At 62.3% G+C, this 23,630-nt stretch carries 21 protein-coding genes; 8 read left to right on the forward strand and 13 right to left on the reverse strand.

Features of this window, described 5'->3' with window-relative positions; translation table 11 throughout:
- The first annotated feature begins 36 nt into the window (after positions 1-36).
- The 6 genes from acnA to AC1DD5_RS12525 all read left to right on the forward strand — a co-directional run bounded on the left by acnA (position 37) and on the right by AC1DD5_RS12525 (position 7,388).
- Positions 37-2,847, forward strand: a complete 2,811-nt coding sequence (acnA, locus tag AC1DD5_RS12500; protein WP_477521620.1) for an aconitate hydratase AcnA — start codon at positions 37-39, stop codon at positions 2,845-2,847.
- 173 nt (positions 2,848-3,020) lie between these two features.
- Positions 3,021-4,994, forward strand: a complete 1,974-nt coding sequence (dxs, locus tag AC1DD5_RS12505; RefSeq protein WP_442006512.1) for a 1-deoxy-D-xylulose-5-phosphate synthase — start codon at positions 3,021-3,023, stop codon at positions 4,992-4,994.
- A complete protein-coding gene (locus tag AC1DD5_RS12510; protein WP_442006513.1) occupies positions 4,991-5,560 on the forward strand; it encodes a DUF402 domain-containing protein in 570 nt (189 codons plus the stop codon). The genes dxs and AC1DD5_RS12510 overlap by 4 nt, the downstream gene beginning before the upstream one ends.
- Entirely contained in the window at positions 5,557-6,117 is a 561-nt protein-coding gene (locus AC1DD5_RS12515; RefSeq protein ID WP_477521621.1) for a hypothetical protein, read from the forward strand. The genes AC1DD5_RS12510 and AC1DD5_RS12515 overlap by 4 nt, the downstream gene beginning before the upstream one ends.
- Before the next feature lie 32 nt (positions 6,118-6,149).
- Positions 6,150-6,368, forward strand: coding sequence for a helix-hairpin-helix domain-containing protein (locus AC1DD5_RS12520; RefSeq protein WP_442006515.1), 219 nt, complete (start codon positions 6,150-6,152; stop codon positions 6,366-6,368).
- A gap of 42 nt (positions 6,369-6,410) precedes the next feature.
- Positions 6,411-7,388, forward strand: coding sequence for an aldo/keto reductase (locus AC1DD5_RS12525; RefSeq protein WP_477521622.1), 978 nt, complete (start codon positions 6,411-6,413; stop codon positions 7,386-7,388).
- A gap of 83 nt (positions 7,389-7,471) precedes the next feature.
- On the opposite strand, the gene AC1DD5_RS12530 is transcribed toward AC1DD5_RS12525, so the two are convergent.
- From AC1DD5_RS12530 to AC1DD5_RS12570, 9 genes are all read right to left on the reverse strand, one after another.
- On the reverse strand, positions 7,472-9,616 hold the full coding sequence (locus AC1DD5_RS12530; RefSeq protein WP_477521623.1) for a 3-hydroxyacyl-CoA dehydrogenase NAD-binding domain-containing protein: 2,145 nt from the start codon (positions 9,614-9,616) through the stop codon (positions 7,472-7,474).
- Positions 9,613-10,869 (reverse strand): thiolase family protein, encoded by a 1,257-nt coding sequence (locus tag AC1DD5_RS12535; RefSeq protein ID WP_477521624.1) that lies wholly within the window; start codon positions 10,867-10,869, stop codon positions 9,613-9,615. Before AC1DD5_RS12535 ends, AC1DD5_RS12530 begins: the two co-directional genes overlap by 4 nt.
- Positions 10,870-11,088: 219 nt before the next feature.
- Positions 11,089-12,432, reverse strand: a complete 1,344-nt coding sequence (locus AC1DD5_RS12540) for an HRDC domain-containing protein (protein WP_442017514.1) — start codon at positions 12,430-12,432, stop codon at positions 11,089-11,091.
- A gap of 59 nt (positions 12,433-12,491) precedes the next feature.
- The gene (locus tag AC1DD5_RS12545; RefSeq protein ID WP_442006519.1) at positions 12,492-13,151 is read right to left on the reverse strand and encodes a DUF3000 domain-containing protein; all 660 of its coding nucleotides are present in this window, start codon (positions 13,149-13,151) and stop codon (positions 12,492-12,494) included.
- 69 nt (positions 13,152-13,220) lie between these two features.
- The gene (locus AC1DD5_RS12550) at positions 13,221-14,333 is read right to left on the reverse strand and encodes a threonine aldolase family protein (RefSeq protein WP_442017623.1); all 1,113 of its coding nucleotides are present in this window, start codon (positions 14,331-14,333) and stop codon (positions 13,221-13,223) included.
- A gap of 22 nt (positions 14,334-14,355) precedes the next feature.
- A complete protein-coding gene (locus AC1DD5_RS12555; protein WP_442017512.1) occupies positions 14,356-15,084 on the reverse strand; it encodes an SDR family NAD(P)-dependent oxidoreductase in 729 nt (242 codons plus the stop codon).
- The gene (locus tag AC1DD5_RS12560; RefSeq protein ID WP_477521625.1) at positions 15,084-16,451 is read right to left on the reverse strand and encodes a DUF6421 family protein; all 1,368 of its coding nucleotides are present in this window, start codon (positions 16,449-16,451) and stop codon (positions 15,084-15,086) included. Before AC1DD5_RS12560 ends, AC1DD5_RS12555 begins: the two co-directional genes overlap by 1 nt.
- Before the next feature lie 183 nt (positions 16,452-16,634).
- Positions 16,635-17,111, reverse strand: a complete 477-nt coding sequence (msrB, locus tag AC1DD5_RS12565) for a peptide-methionine (R)-S-oxide reductase MsrB (protein WP_442017510.1) — start codon at positions 17,109-17,111, stop codon at positions 16,635-16,637.
- Between the two features lie 14 nt (positions 17,112-17,125).
- The gene (locus tag AC1DD5_RS12570; protein WP_442017509.1) at positions 17,126-17,617 is read right to left on the reverse strand and encodes a hypothetical protein; all 492 of its coding nucleotides are present in this window, start codon (positions 17,615-17,617) and stop codon (positions 17,126-17,128) included.
- A gap of 137 nt (positions 17,618-17,754) precedes the next feature.
- Between AC1DD5_RS12570 and AC1DD5_RS12575 the strand changes: the two genes are divergently transcribed.
- Complete coding sequence (locus AC1DD5_RS12575; protein ID WP_477521626.1) at positions 17,755-19,059, forward strand: alpha/beta hydrolase family protein; 1,305 nt, start codon at positions 17,755-17,757, stop codon at positions 19,057-19,059.
- 2 nt (positions 19,060-19,061) lie between these two features.
- Here the strand turns inward: AC1DD5_RS12575 and ybaK are convergent, their stop codons facing one another.
- From ybaK to AC1DD5_RS12590, 3 genes are all read right to left on the reverse strand, one after another.
- Positions 19,062-19,556 carry a Cys-tRNA(Pro) deacylase gene (ybaK, locus tag AC1DD5_RS12580; RefSeq protein WP_477521627.1) on the reverse strand — a complete coding sequence of 165 codons (495 nt, stop codon included), beginning with the start codon at positions 19,554-19,556 and terminating at the stop codon, positions 19,062-19,064.
- 81 nt (positions 19,557-19,637) lie between these two features.
- Positions 19,638-20,105, reverse strand: a complete 468-nt coding sequence (locus AC1DD5_RS12585) for a SufE family protein (protein WP_442006526.1) — start codon at positions 20,103-20,105, stop codon at positions 19,638-19,640.
- A 54-nt stretch (positions 20,106-20,159) separates the two neighbouring features.
- The gene (locus AC1DD5_RS12590) at positions 20,160-21,086 is read right to left on the reverse strand and encodes a sulfurtransferase (RefSeq protein ID WP_431119791.1); all 927 of its coding nucleotides are present in this window, start codon (positions 21,084-21,086) and stop codon (positions 20,160-20,162) included.
- 211 nt (positions 21,087-21,297) lie between these two features.
- On the opposite strand from AC1DD5_RS12590, the gene zapE reads away from it, so the two are divergent.
- Positions 21,298-22,338, forward strand: a complete 1,041-nt coding sequence (gene zapE, locus AC1DD5_RS12595) for a cell division protein ZapE (protein WP_477521628.1) — start codon at positions 21,298-21,300, stop codon at positions 22,336-22,338.
- A gap of 13 nt (positions 22,339-22,351) precedes the next feature.
- Here the strand turns inward: zapE and AC1DD5_RS12600 are convergent, their stop codons facing one another.
- A complete protein-coding gene (locus tag AC1DD5_RS12600; protein ID WP_477521629.1) occupies positions 22,352-23,572 on the reverse strand; it encodes a benzoate/H(+) symporter BenE family transporter in 1,221 nt (406 codons plus the stop codon).
- Positions 23,573-23,630 lie beyond the last annotated feature (58 nt).

Consider the following 23,630-nt stretch of genomic DNA (forward strand, 5'->3'; position numbering starts at 1 on the left):
CGACAAAGATGAAACTGTTGCGAGAGGAGTCCTGCCATGAGCACTGTGGACAGCTTCGGTTCCAAAGGCGTACTGAATGTAGCCGGCACCGATTATGAAATTTTCCGGTTGAACTCCGTAGAGGGCGCAGACAGCCTTCCGTTCAGCCTCAAGGTATTGCTTGAAAACCTCCTGCGGACTGAGGATGGCGCCAATATAACGGCTGACCACGTCCGCGCCCTGGCCGGTTGGGACCCCAATGCGGAGCCCGACACGGAGATCCAGTTCACCCCGGCCCGAGTCATCATGCAGGACTTCACCGGCGTACCCTGCGTTGTAGACCTCGCCACCATGCGCGAGGCCGTTAAAGAACTTGGCGGCGACCCCAAGCGCGTCAACCCCTTGGCGCCAGCCGAAATGGTCATCGACCACTCCGTCCAGATCGACGCCTTCGGTAACTCCGGCGCACTGGAGCGCAACATGGAGATCGAATACCAGCGCAATGGTGAGCGCTACCAATTCCTGCGGTGGGGCCAGACGGCCTTTGATGACTTCAAGGTTGTCCCCCCGGGAACTGGCATTGTCCACCAGGTCAACATCGAGTACTTGGCCCGCACGGTCATGACCCGTGAGATCGACGGCGTGCTTCGTGCCTACCCGGACACCTGCGTTGGAACCGACTCCCACACCACCATGGTCAACGGCCTGGGCATCCTGGGCTGGGGCGTCGGCGGCATCGAAGCCGAGGCTGCCATGCTTGGCCAGCCCGTCTCCATGCTGATTCCCCGCGTCGTGGGCTTCAAGCTCAGCGGCAGCATCCCGGCCGGCGCCACCGCAACCGACGTTGTGCTGACCATCACCGAAATGCTGCGCAAGCACGGCGTGGTGGGTAAGTTCGTCGAATTCTACGGTGAAGGCGTTGCCGCTGTGCCGCTGGCAAACCGCGCAACCATCGGAAACATGAGCCCGGAATTCGGTTCCACGGCCGCCATGTTCCCGATTGACGATGTCACCTTGGAATACCTGCGCCTGACCGGCCGGTCCGAAGAGAATGTCGCCCTTGTGGAGGCATACACCAAGGAGCAGGGCCTCTGGCACGATCCTTCCCGCGAGCTGCGCTTCTCCGAGTTCCTAGAGCTGGACCTTTCAACGGTTGTTCCGTCCATCTCCGGCCCGAAGCGTCCGCAGGACCGCATCGAGCTGACGGATGCCAAGGAGCAGTTCCGGAAGGACATCCACAACTACGTCGCCATTGAAGATGGCAGTGTAGACGAATCCCTGGACGAGTCCTTCCCGGCTTCGGATTCACCGTCCTTCACGCACGCCGACTCGCACACGACGGAGACGGCACGCGTTGCGTCCGCCGCCAACGGTGCGCACGGCCGCCCGTCCTCCCCGGTGCACGTGAAGACAGCCGACGGCCGCGAGTTCGAGCTGGACCACGGTGCAGTGTCGATCGCCTCGATCACGTCCTGCACCAACACCTCCAACCCGTCTGTCATGTTGGCTGCAGCCCTCCTTGCACGCAACGCTGTTGACAAGGGCCTGACGTCCAAGCCGTGGGTCAAGACCTCTGTGGCTCCGGGCTCGAAGGTCGTCACCGACTACTACGAGAAGTCCGGCCTGACCCCGTACCTGGAGAAGCTCGGCTTCTACATCGTGGGCTACGGCTGTGCAACGTGCATCGGCAACTCCGGCCCGCTGGAGCCGGAGATCTCCGAAGCCATCCAGGCCAACGACCTCTCCGTGACGGCTGTCCTCTCGGGCAACCGCAACTTCGAAGGCCGTATCAACCCGGACGTCAAGATGAACTACCTGGCTTCCCCGCCGTTGGTCATCGCTTACGCCCTGGCCGGTTCCATGGACTTCGATTTCGACACCGATGCCCTGGGTACGGACTCCGAGGGCAACGAAGTTTTCCTGAAGGACATCTGGCCGAACCCCATCGAGGTGCAGGAAGTCATTGACTCCTCCATCGACAAGGCTATGTTCGCCAAGGGTTACGAGGGCGTCTTCGACGGCGACGAGCGCTGGAAGGCACTCGACACCCCGGCAGGCGATACGTTCGCCTGGGCCGAGGACTCCACCTACGTGCGGAAGCCCCCATACTTCGAAGGCATGAAGGCGCAGCCGGATCCCGTCAAGGACATCGCGGGTGCCCGCGTGCTCCTGAAGCTTGGCGATTCCGTCACCACGGACCACATCTCCCCGGCTGGCTCCTTCAAGTCGGACACTCCGGCGGGCCAGTATCTCCTGGCCAACGGCGTGGAGCGCAAGGACTTCAACTCCTACGGCTCGCGCCGTGGCAACCACGAAGTCATGATCCGCGGTACCTTCGCCAACATCCGCATCAAGAACCAGCTGCTGGACGGCGTCGAGGGTGGCTTCACCCGCGACTTCAGCCAGGAAGGTGCACCGCAGGCCTACGTTTACGATGCCGCACAGAACTACCAGGCTGCGGGAACGCCGCTGGTTGTCCTTGCAGGTAAGGAATACGGTTCCGGATCGTCCCGTGACTGGGCAGCCAAGGGCACTGCGCTCCTGGGTGTCAAGGCCGTCGTTGCCGAGAGCTACGAGCGCATCCACCGCTCCAACCTCATCGGCATGGGCGTTCTTCCCCTGCAGTTCCCCGCTGGCGAGTCTGCAGCAACGCTGGGCCTGACCGGTACGGAGACCTTCTCGGTTGAAGGCGTCACGGCGCTGAACAACGGCACCACGCCAAAGACGCTCAAGGTGACAGCAACGGCCGAGGACGGCACCTCCAAGTCCTTCGACGCTGTCCTGCGCATCGATACCCCGGGTGAAGCGGACTACTACCGCAACGGTGGCATCCTGCAGTACGTGCTTCGGCAGATCTCCGCAGCGTAGCGAACCGGCTGGTTTCCAGCTGATTCTCCACACCAGGCAGCCCCGGCTGGTCGCCCGACCAGCCGGGGCTGCTGCGTCTTCGGATGACTATGCATCCATAGGCAGGTGCGAAAACACCTGCCCCGGGCACGCGCTAAAGTTAACAAGCACGTCATTCACCCTAAGGAGGGCCGTTGGGACTCTTGGAAACCATCAAGGATCCACAGGACCTGGCCAAGCTGTCCGGCCAAGAGCTGGAACAGCTGGCCGGCGAGATCAGGGACTTCCTGATTACCAACGTAGCCGCTACCGGTGGACATCTGGGTCCCAACCTGGGCGTCGTCGAGCTCACGCTTGCCGTACACCGCATCTTCGAGTCTCCCCGGGACAGCGTTGTCTTTGATACCGGGCACCAGTCCTATGTCCACAAGCTCCTCACGGGCAGGCAGGACTTCAGTACGCTGCGCCAGCAGGGCGGCCTCTCGGGTTACCCCGACCGCGCCGAATCCGAGCACGACATCGTCGAAAGCTCCCACGCTTCCTCGTCCTTGTCCTGGGCGGACGGCATTTCCCGCGCCCGGCAGTTGACCGGCGAAGGCGACCGGTTCGTCGTCGCGGTTGTAGGTGACGGTGCCCTTACTGGTGGCATGACCTGGGAAGCCATCAATAATATTGCCGCTGATAAGCGGCGCCGCGTGGTGATTGTGGTCAACGACAACGGCCGCTCCTATGCACCGACTGTGGGCGGTTTTGCCGACTACCTGGCATCGTTGCGCCCCACCATCGACACTTTGCGGACGACGCCGGCCTATGAGCGGATGCTTGACTGGTGGAAGAAGAAGCTCCAGGACGGCGGTCCGGTAGGCCAGTTCACCTACAAGAGCCTGCACGCCATGAAAAAGGGCATCAAGGACTGGTGGGCGCCCCAGGGAATGTTTGAAGACCTGGGCATGAAGTACATCGGTCCGGTGGACGGACACAACCTCCAGGCGATGGAGCACGCTCTCAGCACGGCCAAGGCCTACGGTGGCCCGGTGATCGTGCATGCCATGACCGAAAAAGGCCACGGATATGCTCCCGCCCTAGCCAACGAGGCCGATCAGTTCCACGCTGTGGGAATCATTGATCCAGAGACAGGTGAGCCGACCGAAAGGCCCGGCGCCAGATCCTGGACCTCGGTCTTCGCCGAGGAAATCGCCGACATCGCCGACGAGCGTCCTGACGTTGTCGGCATCACCGGGGCAATGCTGATACCCGTTGGTCTGCACAAGTTTGCGGAGCGCCATCCTGAACGCGTTATCGACGTCGGTATTGCCGAACAGCATGCGCTCACGTCTGCTGCCGGGATGGCCTTCGGTGGCCTGCACCCGGTGGTGGCGGTTTATGCAACCTTCCTGAACCGTGCTTTCGATCAGCTCTTGATGGATGTCGCACTCCACAAGGCGGGGGTCACCATTGTCCTGGACCGTGCAGGCGTTACAGGACCGGACGGTCCCAGCCACCACGGCATGTGGGACATGGCGATGGTCCAGATTGTCCCAGGACTCCATTTAGCCGCTCCGCGCGACGCCACCCGGCTCAGGGAAGAACTGCGCGAGGCGGTCGCCATCAATGACGCCCCCACCGTGGTGCGGTTCTCCAAGGGCAGCGTCGGCTCTGAAGTGGAGGCCATTGAGCGGCTCCACGACGGCGTGGATATCCTGGCACGCCGTCCCGAGGGTTCCACCGAAAACGACGTCCTCATTATCAGTGTTGGCGCGATGTCCGAGCTCGCCCTGGATGTCGCCGGCCGTCTCGGCGCCCAGGGAATCAGCTCAACGGTGGTCGATCCCCGCTGGCTTCTGCCTGTGCGCAGATCAATCATCGCCCTTGCCGCCCGGCACCGCCTGGTCATCTGTATCGAAGACGGCGTCCGCGCCGGCGGCGTGGGTTCACGCATCCGCCAGGAAATGCGCGCAGCAGGCGTTGATACAGCTTTGAACGAGGTCGGCTTGCCTGTTGAGTTCCTGGTGCACGGATCCAGGAGCCAGGTCCTGGAGCGCGTCGGGCTGACGGCCCAGAAAATAGCCCACGACGTCGTAGCGCAGGTCCTGGGGACAAAGGTCCCCTTTGCGCGGCCCCTGCCAGGTCAGGAACACCCCACCACCGGCAGTCTGCCCAAGCTGTGAGCCCCGATCGCGAGCCGGGCTCCCTGCAGCCCGGCGACCTCGTGGTGGCGAGAAACAGGAAGTGGAACGGCAAGGCGCACTGGGTTGTGCCCGGCCGCTACTTGGGTGAGGACATCCACGGTTGGTGGATTTTCCAAGGTGCGGGGGAGTTCTGTTCGCGTCCTGGTGCTGCCTTCTACACAGCCTCGGATGCAGTATTGCTGGTACCGCGGACCGGCGAATTCGTGGCCACTTTCTATGACGACACCTACCCGGGTGACTTCCGGATCTACGTAGACCTGGCAACCGGTCATGGATGGAACACCATCAGGCCAGGCGTTACCGAGTTCCACATGATCGATATGGACCTGGACGTCATCCGATCCACACTTCACGGTGTGTTCGTCGATGACGAGGACGAGTTTGAGGACCACAGGGCAGGCATGGGATATCCCGCAGAAATCGTGGAAACCATGCGTGCGGAGTGCGCAGCCCTTCGTGAGGGAGTGGAGGCCATGAAGGCTCCATTCGACGTCGAGGGCACCAGCAACACCAGTGCAGAGTGGTTCAGGAAAGGACGAACATGAGCGGCATTATCCGCGCATACAAACGCGACGACGAGGGAGTACTTCACTTCCGTGAAGCCTGGTACGACGACGACGACCACCAGTTCGTGATCAATCACGGCGTCGTGGGCCACCAAAGCAAGACCGATGAAACAGACGTTGACGACGACACTTCGGTAGACGGTTTGATGGCGGCTTTCGCTGCCCAGTGTGAAGAGGACGGATACGCCGAGATCCCGGAGTCCGAGCAGTTCTGGGTGGTTGCACAGTTTGCGCTGAAGACCAAGGACGGCACTGAACGTGACCGTCACTTTGAGCGCAAGGCAAAGGCCGCGCTCACGGGCGAACTGGCTTGGCGAGGACTGGGAATCGTGGACCGCACGGAGATCGGAAACTCGCGTCTGAACGTTCTTTGCCTGTGCCCGGATGTCAACAAGGCCGTCAATGCCATCAAGATCTGCGTTCGCAATGAGGACCTGGATTTCACCAAGCTCTCCATCGCAGCGGCTCCGCACAGCGACCCCACCGCATTCCGCGTGAAGCACTCGCCCAAGCAAGGTGTGGGCTTTACCCTCTAAGTAGGACCTAACGCACTCAGGAGGGATGTTCCATGTCGTCCAAGAGCAATTGGCCCGGACATACGCCGCTACCCAAGGGCCTTGCGGCGCCGGCAAAACGCGCCCTGGCCCACGAAGGCATCGAAACTTTGGAACAGCTGGCTGAGTTTGGCGAACAGAAGGCCTCCAAGCTCCACGGCATGGGGCCGGTAGCCATTGCCCAGCTCGAGGAAGCAATGGAGGAATCCGGCATCACTTTCGGCTCGCGCTAACATCGGCCATAGTCCCCGGAAGAGCGTTATAGGCTGGGTTCCATGACTGAATATCGACGCCTTGGCCACTCCGGACTGACCGTCTCAGCTGTAGGGCTGGGTTGTAACAACCTGGGGCGCGCCAACACTCCCACGGAGTCGCAGGAAGGCACGGATGCCGTTGTCCGCGCTGCGATCGATGCCGGGGTGACGTTCTTCGACGTCGCAGATGTTTACGGCCGGGAGCCTGGCCTCAGCGAGGCCATGCTGGGCAAAGCGCTGAAGGGACATCGCGACGACGTCGTCATCGGTACCAAGTTTGGCATGGATATGCACGGGGCCAATGGCAACGACTTTGGTGGGCGCGGTTCCCGGCGCTACATCCTCAAGGCGGTTGAAGCCTCGCTGCGCAGGCTGGGCACGGAGTGGATCGACCTCTACCAGTTCCACACCCCGGACCCACAGACGCCCATTGAGGAAACCCTTGCAGCGTTGGATGTCCTGGTCACCAGCGGCAAGGTCCGCTACATCGGTCACTCGAACTTCGCTGGGTGGCAGATCGCCGAAGCCGAGTACGTTGGGCGGCAGTCTGGAGGGGTCCGCTTCATTTCAACCCAGAACCACTACAACCTGCTGGACCGCCGGGCCGAGCTCGAGGTCATTCCGGCAGCCAGCGCCTTCTCGCTTGGTGTGCTTCCGTATTTCCCCCTGGCCAATGGCCTGCTCACAGGCAAGTACTCCGCCGGTCATGCCCCCGAGGGTTCCCGGCTGAGCCACACACGGACCAATCTGGTGCATGATGCCGACTGGCAGCAGCTGGGCCGCTTTGGTCAGTTCGCCAAGGAGCGGGGCATCACCGAACTCCAGCTGGCATTCTCGTGGTTGGCAGCCCAACCCGGCGTCAGCAGTGTCATCGCTGGAGCGACGCGTCCGGAGCAGATTCGTGAGAACGCGGAAGCAGTGTGCTGGGTCCCTAGCCAGGAGGAGCGCGAGGAACTGGACGAGATCTTCCCGCGTGCTCCCAAGGTGGCACTCTTCTAGACACAAAAGCGCTCGTAAACAAGGAAGGGCAGTGGCGCGGGCTTTCGCTCCGGCCACTGCCCCTACTCTGCCTACTTTCCGGTTTAGGCCGGGGCAGAGGCGACGCCGGGTGCCAGGAAACGCTTGCCATTGACGCGTTCAGAGGCGCCAACGCGGTCCAGGTAGGGAGTGATGCCGCCCAGGAACATGGGCCAGCCCGCACCCATGATGACGCAGAGGTCGATGTCCTCAGGCCCGGCAACCACACCTTCTTCAAGCATCATTCCGATTTCCTCGGCCAGTGCATCCTGGGTTCGCCGCAGCACTTCCTCGCGTGTGGAGGGAGTGTTACCGAAGGACATGATGGCCAGGGTTTCAGCCGGGATGACTGGCTTTCCATCCGGACCGGGGACCCAGACGGACTTTACGCCGTTGTCGATGAGCTTCTGCAGGTTCTGTGAAACGGGGAAACGGTCTCCGAAGGCATTATGGAGGGACTCCTGCACATGCTGTGCGACCGGCAGTCCCACCATGGCGCTCAGGGTGAAGGGAGTCATCGGCAGGCCCATGGGACGCAAAGCGGTGTCTGCCACTTCGGCGGGGGTGCCTTCGTCGAAAGCGGCGATGACTTCGCCCATGAGGCGGAGCAGGATGCGGTTTACGACGAACGCCGGCGCATCCTTAACCAGGACGGCAGTCTTCTTCAGGCCCTTGGCGAGCTCAAAAGCAGTAGCAAGTACTGCGTCGTCAGTCTTTGGCGCCCTGACGATTTCCAGGAGCGGCATGACGGCAACAGGGTTGAAGAAATGGAAGCCCACCAGCCGCTCCGGGTGCCGTAGGTCCTCGGCCATGGCGGTTACGGACAGCGAGGAAGTGTTGGTGGCGAGGATGCACTCGGGGGAGACGATCTCTTCCACTTCGGCGAAGACTTGCTTCTTGATGTGCAGCTCTTCAAACACGGCCTCGATGACGAAATCGGCGTCGGCGAGGACTTCCTTGGACACCGAGCCGGTGACGAGCGCCTTGGTCCGGTTGGCGGCGTCGGCCTTGATTCGCTTCTTTGCCAGCAATTTATCGACTTCTGCGTGGACGTACGCGACGCCCTTGTCCACCCTGGCCTGATCGATGTCGGTCATGACGACCGGCACCTTGAGCTGGCGGGCGAAAAGTAGCGCCAGCTGGCTTGCCATGAGCCCCGCGCCTACCACGCCTACCTTGGTGACCGGGCGGGCCAGCTTCCGGTCCGGTGCGCCTGCAGGCCGCTTGGAGCGCTTCTGCACGAGGTCCAGGAAAGCGTACACGGTGGAGCGGAACTCATCCGTCTGCATCAGGCCGGCAAGGGTCTCACATTCCAGCTCCGCCGATTCGCCTTGGCTCATGGTGCGGTTTGCTTCCATGATGTCCAGCACCTTGGCAGGCGCGGGCGAAGCATTGGAGGTCTTCGCCTCAACAAACGCACGGCCTGCGGAAACCGCCGCAGCCCAGCGGCCGGCGACGCCTTCGTCCGAAGGGTCGACGGCGTTCTTCCGCACTGGGGTTTCTTTGCCGGTAATGACACGGGCAGCCCACGCAAGGGACTGCTCCACGAAGTCGGCCGGCTCGAAGATGGCATCGGCAATACCGAGCTCAAACGCTTCCGGGCCGGTGAGTGTGCGGTTGTTGCTGAGCGGGTTCTCGATCATTACCTTGACGGCGTTTTCGGGTCCGATCAAGCGGGGGAGAATGTAGACGCCGCCCCAGCCCGGAACAAGGCCAATAAACGCCTCAGGCAGTGCGAGGGAACCTGCGCCGGTGGAGACGGTCCGGTAGGTGGATTGCAGGGCGATCTCGAGTCCGCCGCCGAGCGCCAGACCATTAATGAAGGCGAAGCTGGGCACCCCGAGGTTGGCCAGGGTGGAGTACACAGCGTGTCCAAGCTGGGCCATCCACAGGCCATGCTCGCGTTCCTTGAGGGTCTTCACGGCAGACAAGTCTGCGCCGGCCACCAGGAAGTATGGTTTGCCGGTCACTCCGACCCCTACGATTTCACCCTTGGCGGCACGCTCCTTGAGTCCATCCAGGACTTCGCCCAATTCCACCAGGGTGTTTGGCCCCAGCGTGGTGGGTTTGGAGTGGTCCAGTCCGTTGTCCAGGGTGATTAAGGCAAAGGTGCCTGCACCGCCTGGAAGCTGGATGTCCTGGACGTAGGAATGCGTCACGATCTCGTCGGGGAAGAGGGAGGCGAGCTTCTGGAATTCTGTGGCGCTCATGCGGCGGCTCCTTCTGTAGTGGTCTGGAGGGACGATTCGAAGTCAGCGTGGTTCGGGTTCTCCCAGATCACTGTGGCACCCATGCCCAGGCCGATGCACATGGTGGTGATGCCATAACGGACCGAGGGGTCTTCCTGGAACTGCCGGGCCAGTTGGTTCATCAACCGAACGCCTGAGGAAGCAAGCGGGTGTCCGACGGCGATCGCCCCGCCATAGCGGTTGACCCGGGGGTCGTCATCCGCGATGCCGAAGTGATCAAGGAAGCTCAGGACCTGTACCGCGAAGGCCTCGTTGATCTCGAACAATCCGATGTCCTCGATGGCGAGGCCCGCGTTTTTGAGGGCCTTTTCCGTGGCTGGCACGGGACCGATTCCCATGACTTCCGGTTCCACTCCCGCGAAGGCATAAGAGATCAAGCGCATCTTCACTGGCAGGCCCAATTCCGCGGCGGCTTCTGCCGAAGCGAGTACCGCAGCAGTGGCGCCGTCGTTCAAGCCTGCTGCGTTGCCCGCCGTAACCCGTCCATGGGCCCGGAAGGGCGTACGCAGTTCGGCAAGATCCTCCACCGTGGTTCCTGGACGGGGTGGCTCATCCACGGTGTGCAATGCCCAACCCTGCCCTGGCTTCATGGTGGCCACCGGGACGAGGTCGTCCTGGATCTGCTGGCGGGAATACGCTTGGGCCAGTTTCGCTTGCGAAGCGGCCGCGTAGGCGTCAGTTCGGTCCTTGGTGATGGCCGGGAAGCGGTCGTGCAAATTCTCGGCCGTGTTGCCCATATTCAGCGCTGCGGGATCCACGAGCCGCTCTGACATGAAACGCGGATTGGGATCGGCGCCGGACCCCATGGGGTGGTTTCCCATGTGCTCCACGCCGCCGGCAATGACGACGTCGTACGCGCCGAAGCCGATGCCACTCGCCGTCGTCGTCACTGCTGTCATGGCTCCAGCGCACATGCGGTCGATGGCGAAGCCGGGCACCGTGCGGGGAAGGCCTGCCAGAAGGGCCGCTGTTCTGCCAATGGTGAGGCCTTGATCGCCGGTCTGGGTTGTCGCGGCGATGGCTACCTCGTCAATGCGGTCAGCAGGCAACGACGGATTGCGGCGCATCAGTTCGCGGATGCACTTTACGACGAGGTCATCAGCGCGCGTACCCGCGTAGATGCCTTTCTCGCCGGCTTTACCGAAGGGTGTCCGCACACCGTCCACGAACACGACGTCGCGGACGCTCCTCTGAGCACTGCGTGATGGACTCATGTGTTAACTCCTCGTTGAGACATGGTGCCGGATTCCGCAGAGCGGTCTCCGATTGGCATTAATGCAATGTTACTCGTGAGTAACTTAGGGTGCAAGGTAGATGGGGTGCAAGGTGGTTAGGATGCAAGATGCTGCGGATGCCTGACGTGTCCCGGGACGCAAAAGGCCCGCCACCTCGAACCGAAGTTCGGGTGACGGGCCCAGGGGCAAGGTAATGAATCAGTCGGAGTCCTTGGATTGCTGCGCTTCCCTCGACTTGGACTCCTTGCCGGGGAGTGGCTTTGGGTTCAAGCATGCCTCAGTCAGGATGGGCGCTGCGAAGGAGATTTGCCATTCCCGCGCACCCAGGGTGCGTAGCTCATCGGCTATCGATTCCAGTGAAACGTCCGACGGTGGCCGCCACGCCACGCGGCGGAGGTAGTCCGGGGTGAGCAGGTTCTCGATAGGTAGCTTGAGTTCGTCGGCCTTTTCCTGGAGCGCGGGGCGGGCTGTGGCAAGGCGTGCGGCAGCTGCCGGATCCCTGTCCACCCATACGCGTGGCGGCGGCGGGGCGTTGGTGACCAAGTGCAGGGGAGGCAGTTCCGTGAGCGTGCGGGCTGTGGTTATGCACCGCAACCATCTGGGGGCTTCGCGCTGCGCTGACCTGCCATGGAAGCCTTTGGTGGCCAGGAGCTGGGGAACGGTGGTGGGAAGCGCCTTGGCTGCTGCGACGAGGGCGGAATCGGGGATGAGCCGTCCGGGAGCGACGTCACGCTTGCGGGCCAGTTGATCCCGCTCCTCCCACAGTTCCCGAACGGCGGCCAGCTGGCGGCGGTCACGGATCTGGTGGAGTCCGGATGTCTTCCGCCATGGATCCACCCTTGGGGGTGCGATACCGGCAGCCAGGATTCCCTCGAATTCCTGCTCTGCGAATCCGAGCTTGCCGTCGGCCTGAAGAAGTTCGATGAGCTCCTCGCGCAGTTCAGCCAGGACTTCGACGTCTAGGGCAGCGTAGCGCAGCCAAGGCTCCGGCAGCGGCCGTGTTGACCAGTCTGCGGCGGAATGTTCTTTGGCGAGACCGAACCCAAGCAGCTGTTCGATGACGGCAGCGAGCCCGACGCGAGGGAGTCCGGCCAGCCGGGCCGCAAGTTCGGTATCGAAGAGTTTGTCCGGCCACATGCCCAGCTCGGAAAGGCAGGGAAGGTCCTGGGTGGCAGCGTGCAGGATCCATTCGACACCGCGCAGCGCATCATTGACGATGTTCAGGTTGTCAAACGGTTCGGGGTCAATCAACCAGGTGCCGGCTCCTTCGCGCCGGATTTGTACGAGGAAGGCGCGCTGGCCGTAGCGGAATCCGGAAGCGCGTTCGGCGTCGACGCCGGCCGGCCCGGTTCCGGCCGCAATAGCCGCGGCACATCGCTCCAGGCCTGCCAAGGTATCGATGACCAGGGGCACGCCTTCGCGCGGGGTATCGAGATCGATGACTTCAGGGATGTGGCTGTCGAAGCCTTCAACTTTGATGTGGGTGGTGGGATCAGCAACCGGATCGCCGGTTGTGGTTTTATCCAGGTTTTCAGGGGTCATGGTGGCTTAAGCTTACCGATTCCTGCTGCGGCAGGCCCTTGTGGACGAATTCAGGGCAATCAATTGAGCCTCCTGTTGGGTAGTCCGGTAACGCCCGGGGGCAAGGGTGGCAGTCCGGCGAACGTACAGACCATGTCAGACCAGGCCTCCAGGTGCGCTTGCACATTTGCCGTGGCAGGAGTCCAGGAGGCACGCAATTCGATATCTATCGTGTCGGGGCGATCGGACAGGGTGCCGAAGCTCTCCGAAAGAATCCTTGTTGCAGTACCTCCCGCAGCGCGGTACTGGGCAGCATGGTTTTCAAGGGCTTCCACCAGCCAGGTCCACGCGACGGAACCCAGCATGGTGTCATTTCCCATCTCGGCGTCCATCTGTGCGCGGATATAGGTGACAATCCTGAATTCGCCTTCCCATACTGCCGAGCCGTCGGGGTCGTACAGCAGGATGAAACGGCCGGTAGCCAGCTCGTCGTCCTCTTCATCCGGAGGGCTGGCGTTCTGCTTTTCGGCGAAGGCTTTGGCTGCAGGGCCGTGGACCGGAATTTGGCGGGTGGCTGCCGTCGGGCTGAAGACTTCCGCTCCAAGGGCCACAGCGTATGGTGCCAGACGGGCGGGCGCAGGGATTTCGTCCAACCGCAGTTCGCTGCGGCATTGTGCTTTTCGTAGCGATCCCAAGGCGGAAAGAAATTCCGAGGGAACCTGGGCGAGGGCGTTCACCATCGCAGATTATGCGTCCGGGGCAGCGAATCCCTGCAGGCTCGCCGCCCCGGACAATTCCTTGTTCACTTGTTAGCCGGCCGCCAAATCGGTGGCCAGCTCCCGCTTAATGGCGGCGACGAAGGCGTCGATATCTTCCTCCGTGGTATCGAAGGAGCACATCCATCTGACTTCACCACGGGCAGCGTCCCAATCGTAAAAGGCGAAGGATGAGCGCAGGCGGTCGGCGACTCCGCCGGGCAGAATCGCGAAGACGCCGTTCGACTGTGTGGCCTGGGTGGGCTCCACGCCGTCGATACCCTCGATGGCCGAGCGCAGGCGTGCTGCCATCGCGTTGGCGCGGGCAGCTGACCGTAGCCACAGTCCGTCCTCCAGCAAGGCGATGAATTGCGCCGAGATGAAGCGCATCTTCGAAGCCAGCTGCATGTTCATTTTGCGAAGGAATTTCAGGCCGTCGGCGGCTTCAGGGTTGAGGGCAACCACGACTTCACCAAAAAGCAGTCCATTCTTGGTGCCGCCGAACGACAGGATGTCCACACCGGCGTCGCGCGTGAACTTACGCAGGGGAACGCCAAGGTGTGCTGCCGCGTTTGCCAGCCGCGCTCCATCCATGTGCAACTTCATGCCCTTGGCATGGGCGTGATCGGCGATGGCCCGTACTTCTTCAGGGGTGTAGCACGTGCCCAACTCGGTGGTCTGGGTAATGGAGACAACCAGGGGCTGAGCGCGGTGCTCATCCCCCCAGCCCCAGGCTTCGCGGTCGATCAACGCAGGCGTGAGCTTTCCGTCTTCGGTGGGTATCTGCAGCAGCTTGATACCGCCAACCCGCTCGGGCGCACCATTCTCGTCCATGTTGATGTGCGCCGTGGATGCGCAAATGACGGCACCCCAGCGGGGGAGGAGCGATTGCAGGGACAGGACGTTGGCGCCTGTGCCGTTGAAGACCGGGAAGGTTTCGATGCCGCTGCCGAACTGCTGTTCCAGGACCTCCTGGAGCCGGGCGGTGTAAACGTCCTCACCATAGGAGACCTGGTGGCCTCCGTTGGCTGAAGCCAGAGCAGCGAGGACCTCGGGGTGGACTCCGGAATAATTGTCCGAAGCAAAGCCTCGAACCGAGGGGTCGTGGAGTTGGCCGTGGCCGGTTGTGGCGGTGGCGCTGTGGAGCGCCTCTGTTGTGCTCGTCACTGGTTCATTCACGCTTTCAAGTCTATTTGGCCAGCAGGATGCGCTGGCCGTTGAGGGTGTCCGCCGGTTCGCTAAAGAGTTCGACGACGGAGGCAGCCAGTTCTTCGACGTCCGTGTAGCCGGGGAAGCGCCGCTCCGGGTGAGCGCGCCGCATAGCGGCATCGACGAGGGATTTGACCACGAAAATCACCGCGGCGCTGTGTTGAGGCGCCGGGGCTTGCTTGTTTCCTGACTGATCCTGCCGGAAACCGTCGGCTACCGCGAGGGTCCAGGCTTCCGCCGCGGCCTTGGCAGCTGCATAGCTGGCCGTTGCGGCGGTCGGTGCAGACACGACGGTGGATGAGACCATGGCAAAGCGGCCATGGGGTGACTCTTCCAACTGGCGATAGAAAACGCGCGAGACGTTGCGCAGGGTGGTAATCGCGCCCTCTTCAAGGGATTCCCAGTCGTCGTCGGACTGGTCCTCGATGCCGGTCGCGCTGCGCCAGCCGCCCACCAGATGGACGACGCCGTCTATTCGCTCGACGCCGAGCTGATGAATCGTCTCTGCAAGTTCGCGAACAGAATCAAGGCTGGCGAGATCGCAAACCAGCGGGGTTACGCCATCACCGGCCTCCAAGGATGCGGCCTTGATGCGGACATCGTCTGAACCGATGGTGAAAACCCTGTGACCGGCGGCCGCCAAAGCGCGCGCCGCAGCTACACCGGACGCGCTGCTGCCGCCGGTCACCAGGACTGTCAGTGGGCTCATCAGGCCGCCGTCGCGCCAGTGATGCCGGTAGTGGATTCGATAACAGGGCGCATTTTCTTCTCCAATGCTTCGTAGAACATGGACAGCGGGAACTCATCGTCCAGGACCTGGTCGGTAAGGCCGCGGGGGGCACCGTTCAAAGGCAGGGCTTCAGGGCCCTTGGCCCAGATCGACGCCGGGTGTGGAGTCACTGTACCGGAAATGAGTTCATAGGCCGCAAGCCAGTGGGAGGCCTTCGGGCGGTCGATGGAACGCCAGTACAGCTCTTCGATCCTGGCACCGAGCTCCACAACTACGTCTGCTGCTTCATCCCAGTCGATGCTGAGCTTGCTGTCCGTCCAGTGCAGCACGTGGTGTTGGTGCATCCACGCGAACAGGAGCTGGCCACCAAGGCCGTCGTAATTGCGGACGCGGCTGCCGGTGATGGCGAACCGGAAGATCCGGTCAAAAATCACCGCGTACTGCACCAGCTTGGCATGCCTGCGGGCATCAGGATCGGCGTTCTCGTCCTTTTCGATGAGTACTGACTCCCGGAAGGCCGTCAGGTCGCAGCGGAGCTCTTCCAGGGAGTAGAGGAAGAACGGCATGCGCTGCTTGATCATGAACGGATCAAAGGGAAGGTCGCCTCGCATGTGCGTGCGGTCGTGGATCAAGTCCCACATGACGAAAGTGCGCTGGGTGAGTTCCTGGTCTTCAAGGAGCTCCGCGGCGTCCGCAGGGAGCACAAGTGATGTGGTGGCAGCCGCAGCTTTGAGTACGCGGCGGAAGCGGGCCGCTTCGCGGTCTGCAAAGATGGCGCCCCACGTGAACGTCGGTGTCTCGCGGACAGCCACTGTCTCCGGGAAGAGGACTGCCGAATTGGTGTCGTAGCCCGGGGTGAAATCAACAAAACGAATGGGAACGAAGAGCTTGTTGGAGTACTCGCCGGCTTCCAGTCCGCCAATGAACTCCGGCCAAATGACCTCGATCAAGACAGCTTCAAACAAGCGGTTGGTGCTGCCGTTCTGGGTGTACATCGGGAAGACCACCAGATGCTGGAGGCCATCGACACGCTGCTCCTGCGGCTGGAACGCCTGGAGGGAGTCCAGGAAATCCGGAGCTCCAAACCCGCCCTGGACCCAGCGGCTGAAGTCTTCCACCAACAGTTCAAGGTATCGGGCGTCGTGCGGGAAGTGAGGGGCCAACGTGATGATGGCATCCGAAATCGTTGCTACCAGTTGTGCGGCTTCTGCGTGGACGGCCGGATCCGCAATGGAACCGTCCTGCTCCTGGAACGCCTGAAGTCTGGTGGCAGCGGCCTTGAGCGCAGTCCACTCCATGTTGTCGGCAGTGACACGCGGGAGGGCGGCGGTGGCAGTGATGGTCATTGATGCTCGTCCTTTCAGAAGTCGTTCATATTTCTGATGTGAGCGTAGCAACCGAAAAGCTTAGCTAATCCAAAAATGGGCTGAGCATAAGCAAGACTGTTGCAAAGGGTTGTTTCAAAGTGCTCGAGATGCAGCAGCTGTGCGTTCCGGGGCGCGCGGCATGCCCGCCCGCCCCGGAAGGGCCTACTTCTTGTCGGACTCAGCTGGCTCCATGGACTCAACTGGCTCTTTCGATTCCACAAGCCGCAGCGAGATCGAATTAATGCAGAACCGCTGATCCGTGGGAGTGCCGTACCCCTCGCCTTCAAACACGTGACCCAAATGCGAGTCGCAGTTCGCGCACCGGACTTCCACCCGGTCCATCCCCATGGTGCGGTCATGCAGGTAACGCACCGTGCCCTCCGCCAACGGCGCCCAGAAAGACGGCCAACCGCAATGGGAATCAAACTTTTCGTGGCTGGTGAACAACTGACTGCCACAAGCGCGGCACTGATAAACGCCCTCTGTATGAGTGTCCCAGTACTCGCCGGTGTAAGGCCGCTCAGTACCGGCCTGGCGCAGCACTTGGTACTCATCAGGGGTTAGCTCATCACGCCACTGGGCGTCGGACTTCTCCATGGGCACGCCCGTGGTCTTGCTGGTGTTCTCAGGAGTGTTCATGTCTTATGCAACGCTCACGAGTCGCCGATAAATCCCGAACCCGCATACAAGTGAAGAACCGGAAGCCCCAACTGGTCCTGCGCCTTATTGGCCCAATCCGTGTGGAAAGTATCCGCGATTGCGTGCGGACGCGTTACCACCACAGCTTGCGCGGCGTCCAGGGCCCGGACCTTCGATACCAAGCCGGCCACGGCACCGCCGTCGACAATCTCGCCTGTGACACCGCCGCCCAAACCTTCCAGCGCTGCCAAAGAAGTCGTCAGGGTTTCCGACGCCTCCGCCCTCTCAGCATCCGGAGTGGGGGACTGGCCGCCAAGTTCCCGGAACGCTTTGGCAATATCGAGCATGGAAAGGTTCTCCAGGAAATCGACCAGGAGATGTCGCTCTGTATTGGCCGGGACCAGGACAACCAAAGGTGCGTCGCCGCCGTCGACCAATTTGGCGATATTGACGCGGTCGTCGGGACCAAGGGGCTCTTCTGTCAGGATGACGATGGGATCGCTCATGGCTACAGCGTAGTCCCGCCGAACAAGACGACGCAGATTTTCGGCACTCAATTCCTGCCAGCCCATTCCCCGCAACCAATCCGCCGCGCGCCCTCCACCTGCATGGACCACGGCTACTGAACGGCGACAATGGAGCCATGGCATTGAATACCCGGTCAGCAAGCAACGCTGCAGAGAAGAAAATGTCCCTGAGCACCAAATGGGCCATCGCGGGAATCCTCACCGGAGGGACACTCGCAGGACTCGTCGGTGCAGGATCCTCCGCGCTCGCAGTGTATTTTGCCCGCCGCGTCATTACGCCCGCTGCCCGCCATGAGGACCAGGAGGTTCTCGCCGTCATCCGCAGCGACAAGGGACTGCAGGTCATCCTTGCGGCCACCCCTGACACCACCATCGACGGCGTGTTCAGCCTCTTCTTCGAGGGCGGCAAAGGCCATGCCAGGATTGGCAGGATCGTGTCCTACTCACCAGCTGAACAAACGGTGCTGCGCGAGGTCGAAGAGGTTTACAGCGGCAATCTGGCTGAAGCCCGCCGGGGATGGTGGAGCGGCGCAACGTACCCGGATCCCGCGGCCATCGGCCTGGCCGCCGAGGATGTAGAGATCGACCTCGACGTCGGAAAGGCACCAGCATGGCTGGTCCGGGCCGATGCCGCTACCCACGCACCCATCTGGGCGATCATGGTTCATGGCCGCGGTGCCACCAGGCTTGAAGGCCTCAGGGCTGTTCGGACCGCCCGGGAGTTGGGACTGGATAGCCTGCTGATTTCGTACCGCAATGACGGCCTTGCACCCTCGGCGATCGATGGGCGCTACGGCCTGGGCTCCACGGAGTGGCGGGACGTGGAAGCTGCGATCGAATATGCAATGGCACATGGTGCCCGGGAAGTTGTCCTGTTCGGCTGGTCCATGGGTGGAGCGATCAGCCTCCAGACAGCAGATCTCTCCAAGCACAGGCACCTGATCCGGGCCTTGGTGCTGGACGCGCCAGTGATCAATTGGGTCAACGTGATGGCCCACCACGCTGAGATGAACAGGATCCCCTACAACGTGGGCCGTTATGGACAGTTGATGCTCGGACATCCACTGGGCCGCAGGCTCACCGGATTATCCGCTCCCGTGGATTTCAAAGCGATGGACTGGGAAGCACGGGCCGTTGAGCTACGAACCCCAACCCTGCTGATCCACAGTGTTGACGACGACTACGTCCCGTTTGAGCCTTCTGCGAGCCTTGCGGAAAAGAACCCGGACATGGTGACGTTCGAACCATTCCATGGAGCGCGGCACACGAAGGAGTGGAACGTTGACCCGGAGAAATGGGAACGGCTGGTTCGCTCATGGCTGCAGCGTCAGTTGGCTCCCCGGAACAATCCCGGGCAGTCGGAGGCTGCTGGTCTGTCAGAACGTGCCGGGCAGTCGGAGGGTAACGCGCAGGCTGGGTGACGTTAGCCCTTGGCGCCGATGGGCGCCGTCACTGCTTTGGTCAGCCGGACCAGGTCCCCTGGGGCAAGCTCGATGTCGAGACCGCGTCGCCCACCGGACACCAGGATGGTGTCAAAGGACAAAGCCGACTCATCCAGGACGGTGGGGGAGGCTTGGCGCTGGCCCAAGGGGGAGATTCCGCCCAGGACGTAGCCGGTGCGGCGCTCGGCCGCCTTGGGGTCGGCCATGGCTGCCTTCTTCGAACCCAGGGCTGCCGCGACGGACTTGAGGTCCAGGTTTCCTGAAACGGGGACGATGCCCACGGCGAGTTTGCCTTCGACCTCCACCATCAATGTCTTGAAGACCCGCTGGGGATCGATGCCCAGGACTTCGGCAGCTTCCAACCCGTAACTTGAGGCCGACGGATCATGGGCATACGGGTGCAGCACGAAGGGAACGCCGGCCGCAGCGAGTGCTGCAGTGGCCGGCGTTCCCTGTGATGCCATCTTCTTGGCCATGTGCCAGGATGCCTCTCAGCGTTGCCGTACAGAAAGTGGCTTTTCCTTGCAGAAAAGCCCGCTTTGCCTTGCCGAAACGGCTTAGCGTTCCAAGCGGCTTGCGGCCGCTACTTTCCGCTTGATACGGCCGAGCATGGCGGTCATGCCGCGCATACGCAAGGGAGTGATGGCCCTGGTCAATCCCAGCAACTCCGGCATGTCATCCGGAACGTCCAGAATTTCCTGGGCCGTCAACCCATCGAGTCCTTCGTGCAGTACCCCGGCGAATCCACGCGTGGTGGGAGCTTCCGGAGGAGCTTTGAAGAACAACCGGTAGGCGCGGGGGCCTTCGGCGTCGTCCTTGTTTTTCTCGGACTCGATCGTGAGGAACAAAGGCGACTGGCACTCCACAACCTGCTCCAGCAGCTCCGGGTGATCCTTGAGGCGCTCCGGAAGTTCGGGCAGCCCACGGGAGAACTCGAGCAGCAGTTGCAGGCGGTCAGGCTCCGTCAGTGCCTGGAAGTCATCGACGATTTCCGCCAGTGCGGCGGGCAAAGTGTTGGTACTCATCACTTCCAGCTTACGCACAACGGCGCTGATTGCATTGCTAGTTACGTTGTATCGCTAGTTACGGACCAAGGCTGCCGGCACGGAACCGCGCTCGGCGCCCTTGACGATGGGTACGCGGACCGCGTTGCCCCATTCGGTCCAGGAACCGTCGTAGTTGCGGACAGTCTCGAAACCCAGCAGGTACTTCAGCGCGAACCAGGTGTGGCTGGACCGCTCGCCAATGCGGCAGTATGCCACGACGTCGTCGCCCGCCGTCAGGCCGGCTTCGCCCAGGTAGAGGGCTTCCAGTTCCTCACGGGAACGGTAGGTGCCGTCCTCAGCAGCAGCGCGGGCCCACGGAATTGAAGCGGCCGTGGGGATGTGGCCGCCACGCAGTGCGCCTTCTTCGGGGTAGGCGGGCATGTGGGTGCGCTGGCCCGTGTACTCCTCGGGGGAGCGGACGTCGATCAGGGGGTTGCCCAGGTGAGCAAGGACGTCCTCCTTGAAGGCCCGGATGGGAGCGTCGTTGCGCTCTACTTCGGGGTAGGTGCCCGGGGCCGGCGTCGGTACGTCGGTGGTCAATTCGCGGCCTTCAGCGATCCACTTGTCGCGGCCACCGTCCAGCAGGCGGACATCTTCGTGTCCGAACAGGGTGAACACCCAGAGCGCGTAGGCAGCCCACCAGTTGGACTTGTCGCCGTAGATCACCACGGTGGTGTCGCGGGAGATTCCCTTGGACGCTGCAAGGGCGGCGAACGCGGCACCGTCGACGTAGTCGCGGGTCACTTCATCGTTCAGGTCCGTGTGCCAGTCGATCTTGACGGCACCCGGAATGTGGCCGGTTTCGTACAGGAGGACGTCTTCATCGGACTCCACAACCACCAGCTTGCCGTCGGCGATGGCGCCTTCGGCAAGTGCCTCGGCAAGCCACTGCGTGGATACGAGTCGTTCAGGGTTGGCGTAGGACGCGAACTTTTCGTTTTGTTCAACGGGGTAGGACATGATGATGGCCTTTCACTGACAACGGGCGGAGCCAGGCCCTGGAAGCTGCATCAGTTGCCGGCCCGGCGTGCTCCAACACTAACCACGGGCCGCGAGGAATGCTTCCCCGCTGGTCATATGGTGAAACATGGCCTTGGTCACGTCGCCGTTTTCGGGAGGCCGGATGCCGGTATTCTTGCTGGGGACCCAAATACTCTAAGAACGGACCACCGTGGTACAGATCGAACAACTGGCTGCCCGAACACCGGCAGTCTCCGTGGAGGAACTCCTTAAGGGTTTCTACCCGTCTCCGCGATTCGGAGAGGTATCGTTCGATAGCTACCGCCCGGACCCTGCCCAGCCCAGCCAGGCGAATGCGGTCAAGCTGCTGTCGGCTTTCGCTGACGGTGTTGGAGCCGATGACGGCGGTGGCCTGTTCAAGAAGTTGTTCGCCAAGAAGGCTCCCGCCACCCGGGCCGGCATTTACCTTGACGGTGGCTTCGGCGTCGGAAAGACCCACCTTCTGGCCTCCCTTTGGCACCGGTCTCCGGGGCCCAAGGCCTTCGGTACGTTCGTTGAATACACCAACCTCGTAGGCGCGCTCTCGTTCCGCAAGACCGTGGAAGCCCTCAGCAACTACAAGCTTGTCTGCATTGACGAATTCGAACTCGATGATCCCGGCGACACCGTGCTGATGTCCCGCCTGATGCGCGAACTGGCCGACGCCGGCGTAAAGCTGGCCGCAACTTCGAACACCCTGCCGGGTTCCTTGGGCGAAGGACGCTTCGCAGCCGTGGACTTCCAACGGGAAATCCAGGTCCTTGCCGACCAGTTTGATGTGGTCAGGATTGACGGCGAAGACTTCCGCCACCGCGGCCTGCCCGCAGCTCCGTCACCGTTGAAGACTGAAGAGCTCAAGCACCGCATGCACGCCGAGTTCGACGGACAAACAGTTGCTGTGGATGACTTCGGCACTCTCGTGCACCACCTCGCCGGCGTTCACCCCAGCCGCTACCGCCAGCTGATCTCGGGCATCGAAGCCGTGGTGTGGCGCGACGTCGAGACGATTACCGAGCAGGCAGTAGCATTGCGTTTCGTGGTCCTCGCCGACCGTCTCTACGACAAAGATGTGCCGATTCTTGCCAGCGGCGTCCCCTTCGACCAACTCTTCACTGAAGAGATGATGACGGGCGGGTACATGAAGAAGTACTTCCGTGCCGTGTCCAGGCTTACGGCTCTTGCCCGTGAAGGACAGAACCACGAACCTGCCTGAATCGGTTCCGGCGCTACTTGTGTGAAGGCGTCAGCGGTTCCCGGTCTTTCAGCAACCAGCGGACCAGGATGCCTCCCGCCAAGGCCCAGAAGGCTGCACCCACTCCGGCGAAGCTGATCCCTGAGGCGGCTAGCAGGAAGGTGATGCACGCCGGTACGCGCTCTTCGGCAACTGCCAATGCGGAGGAGATGGCTGAGGCCAAGGTGCCTAGTAAGGCCAGCCCTGCCACCGCTTCAAGCAAACCCGCCGGTGCAGCAGCAACGACCGTGACAAGGGCTGCGGAGAACGCTGCCAGTATCAGGTAGGCCAGCCCGGCAACGAACGCGGCGATCCAGCGCCTGCCGTGGTCTTTCCCCGCTTCCTCGCCCGCGGCCAACGCCGCACTCAAAGCAGCAAGGTTGATGGCGTGGCCTCCGAACGGAGCGCCCGCGATGGTTCCGGCTCCCGTGACCACCATGGATGCCCGCCACGGCGTTGTGAAGCCAAAGGATTTGAGCACGGCGACGCCGGGAATGTTCTGGGATGCCATCGTGACAATGAACAGGGGCAGGGCAAGCCCCACCGCTGCCTCCACAGTAAATGTGGGAGTAGTCCATTCGAGCCGGGGCAACAGGTCGTCTCCGGGAATCTGAACGCCGTTCGCCACGATATGGATGCCGATGACAGCGAGGGCGACCAAAAGCGATGCCGGAACAGCCCAGCGGGCCGCGAACTTCATCATCACCAACCAGCAAAGGGCCACCGGGCCAACCAGCAAGGGCACTTCTCCCAGGGATCGGAAAGGTGCCAGGCACAGGGGGAGCAGCACGCCCGCCAGCATCGCCTGCGCCAGCGCTGTGGGTATCTTCGCCATGAGCCTGCCAAGGCTGGGCAGTAACCCCGTCAGGACGATCAGCACTCCGACGAGGACGAACGCACCCACCGCTGCCGACCAGCCGCCGTCGACCATTCCTGCCGAGGCGAGGAGCGCCGCACCCGGGGTGGACCAAGCCAAGGTGACGGGCATTTTCGACCTCCACGCCAGCCACAAGGTGCCCAGTCCGAACGACAGTGTGAGGGCAAGGAGGCCGCTGGAGGCTTGCGCCTGGTTGGCTCCCACAGCCCGCAGTCCGGCAAGGACCACAGCGAAGGAGGACGTGAAACCGACGAGGGCAGTGACGATGCCAGCCGTAATAGGCGGCCCCAACGTGTCCTGGCGGGAGGGGCGCTGGACTGCGGAAGAGGCTGATGGCATAAGGACCAAAATACCGGACGGGAAGCCAGTCGCCGGTTAAACGCCAAGGGCACCGGTG

The sequence above is a fragment of the Paenarthrobacter sp. 10L420 genome (genome assembly GCF_056395385.1).

Excerpts from the sequence above, each read along its gene's own strand:
- AC1DD5_RS12545 (WP_442006519.1), bottom strand. The coding sequence starts at position 13,151 with ATGGTGAACGCCCTCGCCCAGGTTCCCTCGGAATTTCTTTCCGCCTTG.
- AC1DD5_RS12520 (WP_442006515.1), top strand. The coding sequence starts at position 6,150 with ATGTCGTCCAAGAGCAATTGGCCCGGACATACGCCGCTACCCAAGGGC.
- acnA (WP_477521620.1), top strand. The coding sequence starts at position 37 with ATGAGCACTGTGGACAGCTTCGGTTCCAAAGGCGTACTGAATGTAGCC.
- AC1DD5_RS12515 (WP_477521621.1), top strand. The coding sequence starts at position 5,557 with ATGAGCGGCATTATCCGCGCATACAAACGCGACGACGAGGGAGTACTT.
- AC1DD5_RS12530 (WP_477521623.1), bottom strand. The coding sequence starts at position 9,616 with ATGAGCGCCACAGAATTCCAGAAGCTCGCCTCCCTCTTCCCCGACGAG.
- AC1DD5_RS12590 (WP_431119791.1), bottom strand. The coding sequence starts at position 21,086 with ATGTCCTACCCCGTTGAACAAAACGAAAAGTTCGCGTCCTACGCCAAC.
- AC1DD5_RS12525 (WP_477521622.1), top strand. The coding sequence starts at position 6,411 with ATGACTGAATATCGACGCCTTGGCCACTCCGGACTGACCGTCTCAGCT.
- AC1DD5_RS12600 (WP_477521629.1), bottom strand. The coding sequence starts at position 23,572 with ATGCCATCAGCCTCTTCCGCAGTCCAGCGCCCCTCCCGCCAGGACACG.
- AC1DD5_RS12555 (WP_442017512.1), bottom strand. The coding sequence starts at position 15,084 with ATGAGCCCACTGACAGTCCTGGTGACCGGCGGCAGCAGCGCGTCCGGT.
- AC1DD5_RS12540 (WP_442017514.1), bottom strand. The coding sequence starts at position 12,432 with ATGACCCCTGAAAACCTGGATAAAACCACAACCGGCGATCCGGTTGCT.
- AC1DD5_RS12570 (WP_442017509.1), bottom strand. The coding sequence starts at position 17,617 with ATGAGCGATCCCATCGTCATCCTGACAGAAGAGCCCCTTGGTCCCGAC.
- AC1DD5_RS12585 (WP_442006526.1), bottom strand. The coding sequence starts at position 20,105 with ATGAGTACCAACACTTTGCCCGCCGCACTGGCGGAAATCGTCGATGAC.
- ybaK (WP_477521627.1), bottom strand. The coding sequence starts at position 19,556 with ATGGCCAAGAAGATGGCATCACAGGGAACGCCGGCCACTGCAGCACTC.
- AC1DD5_RS12575 (WP_477521626.1), top strand. The coding sequence starts at position 17,755 with ATGGCATTGAATACCCGGTCAGCAAGCAACGCTGCAGAGAAGAAAATG.
- msrB (WP_442017510.1), bottom strand. The coding sequence starts at position 17,111 with ATGAACACTCCTGAGAACACCAGCAAGACCACGGGCGTGCCCATGGAG.
- AC1DD5_RS12535 (WP_477521624.1), bottom strand. The coding sequence starts at position 10,869 with ATGAGTCCATCACGCAGTGCTCAGAGGAGCGTCCGCGACGTCGTGTTC.
- AC1DD5_RS12560 (WP_477521625.1), bottom strand. The coding sequence starts at position 16,451 with ATGACCATCACTGCCACCGCCGCCCTCCCGCGTGTCACTGCCGACAAC.